Here is an 11,553-nt window from a genome sequence, read left to right as displayed (position 1 = left end):
TCAAGTTTTGCGACGCAAATCTTTACTTACTATCTAGTTTTGAATGTATAATCATTCACTTGTCTGGTGACAATGGCAAGGAGGTCACACCTGTTCCCATGCCGAACACAGAAGTTAAGCTCCTTAGCGCCGATGGTAGTTGGACTGACGTTCCGCTAGAGTAGGACGTTGCCAGGCATAAATATTATTCCGCAGTAGCTCAGTGGTAGAGCTATCGGCTGTTAACCGATCGGTCGTAGGTTCGAATCCTACCTGCGGAGCCATGGCTCCTTGGTCAAGCGGTTAAGACACCGCCCTTTCACGGCGGTAACACGGGTTCGAGTCCCGTAGGAGTCATTTATTTGGAGAATTAGCTCAGCTGGGAGAGCATCTGCCTTACAAGCAGAGGGTCGGCGGTTCGAACCCGTCATTCTCCACCATTTAAATATCGGAGGGGTAGCGAAGTGGCTAAACGCGGCGGACTGTAAATCCGCTCCTTCGGGTTCGGCAGTTCGAATCTGCCCCCCTCCACCATCTTATTGGGCTATAGCCAAGCGGTAAGGCAACGGACTTTGACTCCGTCACGCGCTGGTTCGAATCCAGCTAGCCCAGCCATAAGAGCCATTAGCTCAGTTGGTAGAGCATCTGACTTTTAATCAGAGGGTCAGAGGTTCGAATCCTCTATGGCTCACTTTAAGCACTCCTTAATGGGGTGCTTTTTTATTACCCATTTTTAGTAGTGATGTTTATGAAAAAATTTATAAGTATGACTTTCATAGTATGACAGTTACACCTTTCATTGGTATAATTATGAGTATGAAAGTTATAGACGGAGGAGAGATTATGGATTTTTCCAACTTTTTTAATAATCTTAGTACTTTGAAGATTATTACAAGTATATTAGATATACTTATTGTCTGGTATGTCCTTTATCTTCTCATTACTGTATTTAAAGGAACTAAAGCAATTCAATTGCTTAAAGGTATATTATTTATAGTTGTTGGACAACAAGTAAGTAAACTTCTTAATTTAACTGCTACCTCAAAGTTATTTGATATTGTGATTCAATGGGGCGTTTTAGCTTTAATTGTGATATTCCAACCAGAAATAAGACGAGCACTTGAGCAATTAGGGCGAGGAAGCCTATTTAAACGCTATACCAATACTTACAGTCATGATGAAGAAAAATTAATCCAATCTGTATCAAAGGCTGTTCAGTATATGGCTAAAAGACGAATTGGAGCATTAATTGTTTTTGAAAAGGAAACTGGATTACAAGACTATATTGAAACTGGTATATCAATGAATTCTGCAATATCTCAAGAATTATTGATAAATGTTTTTATACCTAATACACCATTACATGATGGGGCTATGATTATTCAAAATACTAAAATTGCTAGTGCTGCATGTTATTTACCACTTTCAGATAGTAATAAAATTTCTAAAAGTTTAGGTACAAGACATAGGGCAGCCGTAGGAATTTCTGAAGTTTCGGACTCATTTACTGTGGTAGTATCTGAAGAAACCGGTTCAATATCAGTTACTTTCGATGGTAAATTAAGACGTGATGTTTCTGATGAAGTATTCGAAGAGTTATTAGCTGAACATTGGTTTGGAGCTCGCGCTCAAAAGAAGGGTGTGAAATAGCATGTTAGAAAGTAAATGGGGATTAAGATTTTTTGCCTTAATATTAGCGATCTTTTTTTATCTTTCTGTTAATAATGTGTTTGGCAATATTTTTAACAATGATAATCTATCTCAGAATTCTTCTAAAACAATAGAAGATGTACCTGTAGAAATTCTTTATAATACCAAAAATTTACATGTTACTAAATCACCAGATACTGTTGATGTTACTATTTCAGGACCACAATCAAAGTTATTGAAAATAGAAAGTTCAGACGATATCAAGGTTACAGTTAATTTATCTAATGCTAAATCTGGAAATTATAAAGAAGATTATATTGTTAAGGGATTAAGTAACGATATTAGTTATAATGTTAAACCTAAACATGCGTATATCACTTTGGAAGATAAAGACACTAAAACTATGCATGTTCAGCCTGATATTGCACAAAACAATATAAATTCAAATTATAAAGTAAGTGAAGCTTTTTTAAATAAAAATACTGTTCAAGTTACGGGCGGTAAAAAGCAATTAGATAAAATTGCATATTTAAAAGCGACATTTAAAAATGCGACTAATATCAGTGAGGATACTACTGATGTAGCTGAAATTACTGCATTTGACAAGCAATTGAATAAATTAAACGTTCAGATCAAGCCTAATAATGTTAAAATGTCAGTGAAACTTGAACCTTACAGTAAAAAAGTAAAAATTAAAACTGTTAAAAAGGGTTCGTTACCTGACGATGAAAGTTTAGATAACATTAAACTAAATGAGAATGAAGTAGAAATTTATGGTAATAAAGATGATTTGAAGGATATTAATGACATAGAAGCTGATGTAAATTTAGATGATATCACTGAGTCAACTAATAAAACTCTTGAACTCAAAATACCTAAACAGGTTAAGAAATCTGAATTCAATGAAGTCACAGCAAATGTCAATTTAAAATAGTAAACTAGATAATAAAGGAGTAATTAAAATGGGAAAATATTTTGGAACTGATGGTGTAAGGGGAGTAGCTAATAAAGAATTAACACCTGAATTAGCGTTTAAGCTAGGTCGCTATGGTGGTTATGTATTAGCACATAATGAAGGAGAGAAACATCCTAGAGTTTTAGTTGGTAGAGATACTCGTGTGTCGGGTGAAATGTTAGAATCTGCTTTAATTGCTGGATTAGCATCAATAGGTGCAGAAGTAATGAGATTAGGAGTTATTTCTACTCCAGGTGTTGCATATTTAACACGTGAAATGGGAGCACAATTAGGGATAATGATTTCTGCCTCTCATAATCCTGTAGCTGACAATGGTATTAAGTTCTTTGGTGCTGATGGTTTTAAACTTTCAGATAAGCAAGAAGAAGAAATTGAACAATTATTAGACCAAGAACAACCTGATTTACCACGTCCTGCAGGTAAAGACATTCTGCATTTTTCAGATTATTATGAAGGTGCACAAAAATACTTAAGTTATCTTAAATCTACTATTGATATAAATTTAGATGGACTTAAAATTACATTAGATGGGGCGAATGGATCAACTTCTTCACTTGCGCCTTTCTTATTTGGTGATTTAGAGGCAACAACAGTTACAATTGGTTGTAATCCAGATGGATACAATATTAATGATGAATGTGGGTCTACTCATCCTGAACATTTAGCTGAAAAAGTTGTAGAAACTGAAAGTGATTTTGGTTTAGCTTTTGATGGAGATGGAGATCGTTTAATTGCTGTTGATGAAAAGGGTAACATCATTGATGGTGACCAAATTATGTTTATTATTGGTCAAGACATGCATAAAAATCATGAATTAAATAATAATATGATTGTATCTACTGTAATGAGTAATTTAGGATTTTATAAAGCTCTTGAAACAGAAGGCATTCAATCAAATAAAACAAAAGTTGGAGATAGATATGTCGTTGAAGAAATGAGACGAGGCCATTATAATTTAGGCGGAGAACAATCTGGACATATAGTAATGATGGACTATAACACGACTGGTGATGGACTACTAACTGGCGTACAACTTGCAGCTATTATTAAATCAAGTGGTAAAACTTTAAGTGAGTTAGCAGCCCAAATGAAAAAGTATCCACAATCATTAATCAATGTAAAAGTAACAGATAAACATCATGTGTCTGAAAATGAAGACGTTAAAGCTGTTATGGATGAAGTTGAGAATGAAATGAACGGTGAAGGAAGAATATTAGTTAGACCTTCAGGAACTGAACCATTAGTAAGAGTAATGGTTGAGGCAGCTACAAATGAAGATGCAGAACGTTACGCTCAAACAATTGCTAATAAAGTAAAAGAAAAAATGGGATTAAATTAATAGTACCATTAAAAAACAAGAATACACTCTCTTTAAAGTTAAAGTTGTAGAACTGAAAACTTTAAAGAGAGTATTTTTTATCAAAAAATATAAATTAAATATCAAATTATGACTATAAGTTTATGAATTAAATATAATAATATTTGCAAATGATTAATAAAAAAAGGTAAAATAAATAGTATTGGAAGAAAGGAGGATAGATGTAATAAAAATAAAACAAAGCGCCTGGACAAGTAATTAGAATGTTAATCATTTAGTATTAATTAGGAGAATACTCATAGACATACTAATTATATTGTAGACGAGGAGAATAGTTATCGATATAATCGGCGGATGCTATTCCGGATGAGGCACATTCGTTAGCTTATTATTTAAAACATATAGGTAACTAGATGTACAACTATAATAAGAATGCCAAATATAAAATAAATAGAAGACATAGAAATATGATGTTTAGAATCCAATACAAAAAAACGAACAATGTCTAATTAAAAAATTTTATATAGCAGATAAAATTATCATATGACTATGTAATGGAGGAAAAAGAAATATGTGCGGAATTGTTGGATATATTGGCTTTGATAATGCCAAAGAATTATTATTATCTGGTTTAGAAAAATTAGAATATAGAGGATATGATTCAGCAGGAATTGCTGTTGTCAATGATGAGGGTACTACTGTATTTAAGGAAAAAGGACGTATTGCAGAATTAAGAAAATTAGCAGATAGCAATGACATTGATGGTCACATTGGTATTGGTCATACTCGTTGGGCTACTCATGGGGTACCTAGTACTGTTAATTCACATCCTCATCAATCAAATAATGGACGTTTTACTTTAGTACATAATGGTGTCATTGAAAATTATGAAGAGCTAAAAAGCGAATACTTATCAGATGTAACGTTTAAATCAGAAACTGATACAGAAGTTATCGTTCAATTAGTAGAATATTTTTCAAATAAAGGGTTAGAAACTGAAGATGCATTCACTAAAGCAGTATCTTTATTAGATGGATCATATGCTTTAGGCATGTTAGATTCTGAGGATGAAGACACTATTTATGTAGCTAAAAATAAATCACCTTTACTTGTTGGTATTGGTGACGACTTTAATGTTATTGCTTCAGATGCATTAGCAATGATTAAAGTTACAAATCAATATAAAGAAATTCATGATCATGAAATTGTTATTGTTAAAAAAGAAAGTGTAACAATTAAAGATAAAGATGGAAATATTCAAGATCGTCCAACGTATACTGCTCAAATAGATGCATCAGATGCTGAAAAAGGTATTTATGATCACTATATGTTAAAAGAAATTAATGAACAACCAGCAGTAATGCGTCGTATTATTCAAGAATACGAAGATGAAAATGGAGATTTAAATATTGATTCTGAGATTATTAAAGATGTGTCGAATGCAGATCGTATTTATATCATTGCTGCAGGGACAAGTTATCATGCTGGTTTAGTTGGTAAAGAATATCTTGAAAAACTATCTGGAGTGCCAACTGAAGTTCATGTGGCATCAGAATTTGTTTATAACATGCCATTATTATCTGAAAAACCTTTATTTATTTATATCTCTCAATCAGGAGAAACAGCTGATAGCCGTGCAGTATTGGTTGAAACAAATAAATTAGGCCATAAGTCTTTAACAATTACAAATGTAGCAGGTTCAACGTTATCTCGTGAAGCTGATCATACGTTGTTATTACACGCAGGACCTGAAATTGCTGTTGCATCAACTAAAGCTTATACAGCTCAAATTGCTGTATTATCAATTCTTTCTCAAGTTGTAGCTAAAGCGCATGGACGCGATAACGGTATTGACTTATTAAGAGAATTAGCAAAAGTAACAACTGCAATTGAAACGATTGTAGATGACGCACCAGTAATGGAAAAAATTACTAAAGAATTCTTAGAAACGACTAGAAATGCTTTCTTTATTGGTCGTGCGATGGATTACAATGTAAGTTTAGAAGGAGCATTAAAACTTAAAGAAATTTCATATATTCAAGCTGAAGGATTTGCTGGTGGAGAGTTAAAACACGGTACTATTGCTTTAATCGAAGATGATACGCCAGTCATTGCTTTAGCTACTCAAGAAAATGTGAATTTATCAATTCGTGGTAATGTTAAAGAAGTAGTAGCTCGTGGCGCTAAACCTTGTATTATTTCAATGGAAGGTTTAGAAAAAGATGGAGACACATATGTGATTCCTCATGTACACGAATTATTAACACCTTTAGTATCAGTAGTAGCACTACAATTAATTGCATATTATGCAGCGTTACACAGAGGATTAGATGTTGATAAACCTCGTAACTTAGCCAAATCAGTTACAGTTGAATAATTCAAAAAGCTGGGACATGAATGACATGTCTCAGTTTTTTATTTAATTTGTTAAATAATCAGAATCATCATACACTTATTTTAAGTAGAGGTGATCATTTGATAAATTTAAAGCATATCTATAAAAAGAAACACGGAAAAACAATCCTTAATGATTTAAATTGGCATATTGAAGCGGGAGATAATTGGATTCTTTATGGGTTGAATGGTGCAGGAAAAACAACACTATTAAATATCATGAATGCTTATGAGAGTGTATCTCAGGGTGAAATAGAAATGTTTGAAATGGTACCAGGTAAAAAAGGATATTCTGCAGAAAACGTTCGTCAACATATTGGATTTGTTTCGCATAGTTTATTAGAAAAATTTCAAGACGGTGAGAAAGTGATTGATGTCGTATTAAGCGGCATATTTAAATCTATTGGTCTATATAAAGAGTATTCTGATGAACATATTAAAGAAGCAGAAAAATTATTAAATTTAGTAGGAATGTTATCATATAAAGATCAATATTTAGGATATCTCTCAACAGGACAAAAACAAAAAGTAATGATTGCTCGCGCGCTTATACATCAACCTGATGTGCTTATTCTTGATGAACCAGCATCAGGATTAGACTTTTTGGCTAGAGAGCAGTTATTATATTTATTAGAAAATTTAAATAAGACATACGCTCATTTGACGATGATTTACGTGACTCATGTCATAGAGGAAATTATTCCTTTATTTAGTAAGATATTTTTATTAAAAGAGGGTAGTTGTTTTGATAAAGGAATAACAAAAGATATTTTAACTGATTCGATTATGTCTAAATTTTTTAATAATCAAATTGAAGTCATTCAATATAGAAATCGATATCATCTTTATATAAAATATAATTGAGTTTGCACTTTGGTTAAATAAATGTCACAATTTTTAAGAAAGAATTAGATGGAGGGTATCACGATGATATTTGAAAATATTAAAGCAATATTCTTAGATATGGATGGAACACTATTGCATGAAGATAATAAAGCGACTGTAAAAACAAAAGAAGTAATTGATCAATTAAGAGAAAAAAATTATAAGGTATTTCTAGCAACAGGACGTTCTTATTCTGAAATTCATAATTTAGTACCAAAAGGTTTTAAAGTAGATGGTGTTATTAGTTCTAATGGAACAAGAGGTGATATTGAAGATAAACTTTTATTTAAACATAGTTTGACAATAGATAGTGTAAAAAAAATCGTGCAACTGGCTCAACAACAACATATTTATTATGAAGTTTTTCCTTTTGAAGGAGATAGAATTTCACTAATTGAAGATCAATCATGGATGGAAGATATGATTGATAGTGAACATCCACAAAATGAAGTGAGTGAAAGTGAATGGAAATCACGTCGAGATGCCATGAATGGTAAAATTAATTGGAGAAAAGATATTCCAAATGACGCCTATTCTAAAATTTATCTTTTCAATAAAAAGTTAAATAAAATTAAAACGTTTAGAGATGAATTAATACAAAATAAAGTGTTATTAAATATTAGCGTATCTAATTCTTCAAGGTTTAATGCTGAGACGATGGCTTATCAAGTGGATAAAGGCACTGGAATTAAAGAAATGATAGATCATTTCGATATTAAACAAGAAGAAACACTTGTTATTGGTGATAGCGATAATGACAGAGCAATGTTTGAATTTGGAGGATACACTGTTTCAATGAAAAATGCACGTCCAGAAATTCAGTCTATTACTGATGATACTACACAATATACAAATGAAGAAGATGGCGCGGCTTTATATTTAGAACACCATCTTTTAAATTAAAATAAGGTAAGAAAGTAGGAGAAACCTGCTTTCTTACCTTTTGTGTTGAATAGTGATTTATTTATCGTTATTTAAATTTTTTTGATGATTTAAGTCTTCTTTAACATGATTTTTTGTATCATTAAAAGATGAAGGATCGTTTTTTAACGCTTCTTTTTTATGATTTATTTCTTTTTTTTCTTTTCGTTTACTTTTTTTCTTTTCTTTTACAGGTCTTTTCACATTCTCACCGCGACGTAAGAAATATTGAACAATACCCATTATAATTACAAAATATAGAATTAAACGTACAATAATAATAAGCGTTTGAGCAATAATTAAAATCACTTGTGCTACATTTTGGGACATATTTCCGGTTAATACAGTTAATATTGTACCAAGTGGTTGTGTAATGATAATAATGAGTAGGTTAATTAATAAGATAGCTAAAAAGAATTTGAACCAAGTTTTACGTCCATTTTTAATTCCTTTAAAGCCATCTTTAAAATGACCTATAGCACTTAAGTCATTTTTACGTGCAAATGATACAGTATAATTAATCATTAATATAAAGAAGAACCAATATACGATTGAAAGAATGAATCCCATAATGATAATTAAGATAATTTGTACAGTAAGTAAAATACCAATAGCGTGATCGGATGTACTTACTGACTGTTGAATAGATGTGAATAATGGTGTTAAAGCTTTATTAAATAAAAAGTTTAATCCTAATGTGATTAAATATAATACAGCATAAAGAATAATAGTAATTAAAGCTAAAAGAAGACTTTTAACATATTTTCCTTTTTTAAAAGCAAAAAACAAATCAGAAAATTGAACAGCTTCTTTTTCAATAGCTTTAGCCATAATATTAAAAGCCCCTGCAAGTAATTGATAACCTGCAAGTATAAAAAATAATAATCCTAAGACCAAGACGAGTATTATCATTACTAATGACGCGCCTGATGACTGTTGAAATTGTGCTGCTAGTTGCATCTGCATAAAGTTTTGAATGAAGAAAGTTCTAGCAATCACAAATGCCACAAATACAATAATAAAACTTACTAAACTAAATAGTATTGTTTTTATGAGTTGTGACTTAGCATTTTTAAATGCTAAACTATGAAATTTAAACAAAATAAGCACTCCTTTACGTTAATATAATACACAATATCAGAATTTGTGCTTTTTTTAAATTAATATCTAACAATATTATGTTTTAAGTGTTAAAATATGCTAATGATTTAATAATGAAAGGAGACTTTATGGTGAAATTTGCAATTTTAACCGACGTTCATGGTAATTTTGATGCCTTACAAACTGTTTTAGATGATATTGATAATAGAGAAGATATCGATCAAATCTTTAACTTAGGTGATAATATTGGAATTGGCCATGAAACCAATAAAGTATTAGATATGATTTTCGATCGAGATGATATGGAAATTATTGCTGGTAATCACGATGAAGCAATTATGTCAATTGTTAATGGTACACCGTATCCAGAAGATTTAAAAAATAAATTTTATGAACACCATCAATGGATTGAAAGTCGAATGGATGAAGATTACTATGATGTATTAAATACACTACCAAGATATTTAGAAAAAACAATTTGTGGGAAAAAATGTTTATTTATACATTATGAAATTGAAAATCAAAGATTAGAAGAGGGGATTGATAAACAACCATTTGAACCTATTGTAGATAATCAAAAAGAAGAGATAGTTAAATTATTTGAAGATAAGGATGCGGATTTTATAGCTTTTGGACATAATCATCAATTACACTTGTATGATGATAATAACAAAACCTATTTCAATCCTGGTTCAGTAGGACTTAATAATGGTAAATATGCCGTATATGGAATCGTCACAATTAACGAAAATGAGTTTAGTGTTGAAAGAGTAAAATTACCGTATGATAATGAAGAATTTCTTCAAGGATTTGATGAAAAACATGTACCAGGCAAACAATTTATTTTCGATTATTTTATATAAGTAAAAAAAGTCGAGCAGAAACTAATATGAATTCTGTTCGACTTTTTACTTATATTGTAAACTGCGGACATTGTTTGTGTAGTCTTAATGATGAGCGTGCTCTTTATGTAATCCAGAGCATAGTACTGAAGTATCGTGATCATGTTGTGCTGTTTCTAATTGAATTGTCATATGTTGTATATTTAAGTGAAGTAATTCATGTTCTATTTTTTTAAGAAGTCCTTCACAGTCCTGAACAGACATAGTTTCAGAGACGACTGCATGACAACTTAACGCATTCATATCATTTGAAATAGTCCAAACGTGATAATCATGGACATTATAAATTTCATTATGATTTATAATTGTACTAATGATTTTATCTAAATTGACGTCACTTGGTGTACCTTCCATTAAAATATTAAGTGACGAACGTGAAATACCGATTGCACTTTTCAATATAATAATGGAAACTAGAATGCTTGCGATAGGATCAGCAATTGTAAAGTTAAATACGTATATAAGAATAGATGCTATAATGGCACCTAATGAACCAAGTAAGTCTCCTAAAACGTGAATAAAAGCACCGCGCATATTTAAGTTATGTGACGTATCACCGCTTTTAAACATGATTATTGCAACGATAATATTCACTATAAGTCCAATCACACTAATAATAAACATTTCAGTGGATTGCACTTTAATAGGATTGAAAAATCTTCTAATCGCTTCGATGATAATGACGCCACTAATAATTAATAAAGTTATACCATTAAATAAGGCAGCTAAGACTTCAAAACGCTTGTAACCGAATGTTTTAGTTGAAGTAGCATTTTTCTCTGCATAAATAAATGCGATTAAAGCAACTCCTAGTGAAACAGTATCGCTAAACATATGAAGTCCATCTGATAATAGCGCAAGACTATTAGCGATAAATCCTCCTAAAATTTCAACAATCATAAATAAGCCTATAATAATAAAAGAAATTGTTAATACCTTTTTGTTATTGGTATGGACATGATTATGAGTATGGTTATGATGGTGTGTGTGATTAGACATTTATTATTCACCTCTTTGATGATGAGCATGTTGAATGGCTTGTTTTAATAAAGTAGAAACATGTTGATCGTCTATAGAATAAATCATGGATTGTCCATGACGTGACGATTTAACGAGGCCTGCTTGTTTTAAACTCTTTAATTGATGCGATACATTTGATTGAGTTAATTTTAATGTATGCGTAATATGCCCAACACTAGCTTCACCTTTATATAACAATTCTAAAATACGTAAACGGTTATAATCGCTTAACGCTTTAAATGTCTCAGTTAAACGGTTAAGCATGTATTCATCTATAAATATATCTCTATCTTTATTTGTATTGGACATCACATGAGACCTCCTCTTTAATATATGGATATATATTCATATATTAATATATAGTGTCCTTGTCTAAGTGTCAATGATATATAGTAAATAAGTTTAAA

10 protein-coding genes, 6 tRNA genes and 1 rRNA gene are annotated in these 11,553 nt (G+C 31.2%); 14 read left to right on the top strand and 3 right to left on the bottom strand.

Annotation, left to right across the window (positions count from 1 at the left end; translation table 11 throughout):
* The first annotated feature begins 62 nt into the window (after window positions 1–62).
* The 13 genes from rrf (at window position 63) to BDW25_RS09365 (ending at window position 8,105) form a co-directional block, all read left to right on the top strand.
* A 5S ribosomal RNA gene (gene rrf, locus BDW25_RS09425) occupies window positions 63–177 on the top strand.
* 11 nt (window positions 178–188) lie between these two features.
* Window positions 189–263: transfer RNA gene (locus BDW25_RS09420), tRNA-Asn, on the top strand.
* Between the two features lies 1 nt (window position 264).
* A tRNA-Glu gene (locus BDW25_RS09415) sits at window positions 265–336 on the top strand.
* Between the two features lie 7 nt (window positions 337–343).
* A tRNA-Val gene (locus BDW25_RS09410) sits at window positions 344–419 on the top strand.
* Between the two features lie 10 nt (window positions 420–429).
* Window positions 430–513: transfer RNA gene (locus BDW25_RS09405), tRNA-Tyr, on the top strand.
* Between the two features lie 6 nt (window positions 514–519).
* Window positions 520–594 (top strand) — tRNA-Gln (locus BDW25_RS09400).
* A gap of 3 nt (window positions 595–597) precedes the next feature.
* Window positions 598–670: transfer RNA gene (locus tag BDW25_RS09395), tRNA-Lys, on the top strand.
* A gap of 152 nt (window positions 671–822) precedes the next feature.
* Window positions 823–1,629: a diadenylate cyclase CdaA gene (gene cdaA / locus BDW25_RS09390; protein ID WP_133945469.1), complete on the top strand. Its 807-nt coding sequence runs from the start codon at window positions 823–825 to the stop codon at window positions 1,627–1,629.
* 1 nt (window position 1,630) lies between these two features.
* Window positions 1,631–2,563, top strand: coding sequence for a CdaR family protein (locus tag BDW25_RS09385; RefSeq protein WP_133945467.1), 933 nt, complete (start codon window positions 1,631–1,633; stop codon window positions 2,561–2,563).
* Window positions 2,564–2,591: 28 nt separating this feature from the next.
* Window positions 2,592–3,944, top strand: a complete 1,353-nt coding sequence (gene glmM / locus BDW25_RS09380) for a phosphoglucosamine mutase (protein ID WP_002448705.1) — start codon at window positions 2,592–2,594, stop codon at window positions 3,942–3,944.
* A gap of 550 nt (window positions 3,945–4,494) precedes the next feature.
* Window positions 4,495–6,300: a glutamine--fructose-6-phosphate transaminase (isomerizing) gene (gene glmS, locus BDW25_RS09375; protein WP_049437384.1), complete on the top strand. Its 1,806-nt coding sequence runs from the start codon at window positions 4,495–4,497 to the stop codon at window positions 6,298–6,300.
* A 20-nt stretch (window positions 6,301–6,320) separates the two neighbouring features.
* Window positions 6,321–7,181, top strand: a complete 861-nt coding sequence (locus BDW25_RS09370) for an ABC transporter ATP-binding protein (RefSeq protein WP_002488142.1) — start codon at window positions 6,321–6,323, stop codon at window positions 7,179–7,181.
* Between the two features lie 63 nt (window positions 7,182–7,244).
* Window positions 7,245–8,105: an HAD family hydrolase gene (locus BDW25_RS09365; RefSeq protein ID WP_049417932.1), complete on the top strand. Its 861-nt coding sequence runs from the start codon at window positions 7,245–7,247 to the stop codon at window positions 8,103–8,105.
* A gap of 57 nt (window positions 8,106–8,162) precedes the next feature.
* Here BDW25_RS09365 and BDW25_RS09360 read toward each other — a convergent pair whose 3' ends face one another.
* Entirely contained in the window at window positions 8,163–9,233 is a 1,071-nt protein-coding gene (locus tag BDW25_RS09360) for a YtxH domain-containing protein (protein WP_243830619.1), read from the bottom strand.
* Between the two features lie 119 nt (window positions 9,234–9,352).
* Here BDW25_RS09360 and BDW25_RS09355 point away from each other — a divergent pair, with 119 nt between their 5' ends.
* Window positions 9,353–10,087, top strand: a complete 735-nt coding sequence (locus BDW25_RS09355) for a metallophosphoesterase family protein (protein ID WP_002448650.1) — start codon at window positions 9,353–9,355, stop codon at window positions 10,085–10,087.
* A gap of 84 nt (window positions 10,088–10,171) precedes the next feature.
* Here the strand turns inward: BDW25_RS09355 and czrB are convergent, their stop codons facing one another.
* Both czrB and BDW25_RS09345 read right to left on the bottom strand, forming a co-directional pair.
* Complete coding sequence (gene czrB, locus BDW25_RS09350) at window positions 10,172–11,125, bottom strand: CDF family zinc efflux transporter CzrB (protein ID WP_002448714.1); 954 nt, start codon at window positions 11,123–11,125, stop codon at window positions 10,172–10,174.
* A 3-nt stretch (window positions 11,126–11,128) separates the two neighbouring features.
* Window positions 11,129–11,455: an ArsR/SmtB family transcription factor gene (locus tag BDW25_RS09345; RefSeq protein ID WP_002448641.1), complete on the bottom strand. Its 327-nt coding sequence runs from the start codon at window positions 11,453–11,455 to the stop codon at window positions 11,129–11,131.
* Window positions 11,456–11,553 lie beyond the last annotated feature (98 nt).

This window comes from Staphylococcus sp. AtDRG32 (genome assembly GCF_004365845.1).
GTDB classification, from domain to species: Bacteria; Bacillota; Bacilli; order Staphylococcales; family Staphylococcaceae; genus Staphylococcus; species Staphylococcus hominis.
The sequence above is the reverse complement of the archived record's forward strand: the minus strand, read 5'-3'. Positions and strand labels throughout refer to the sequence as shown.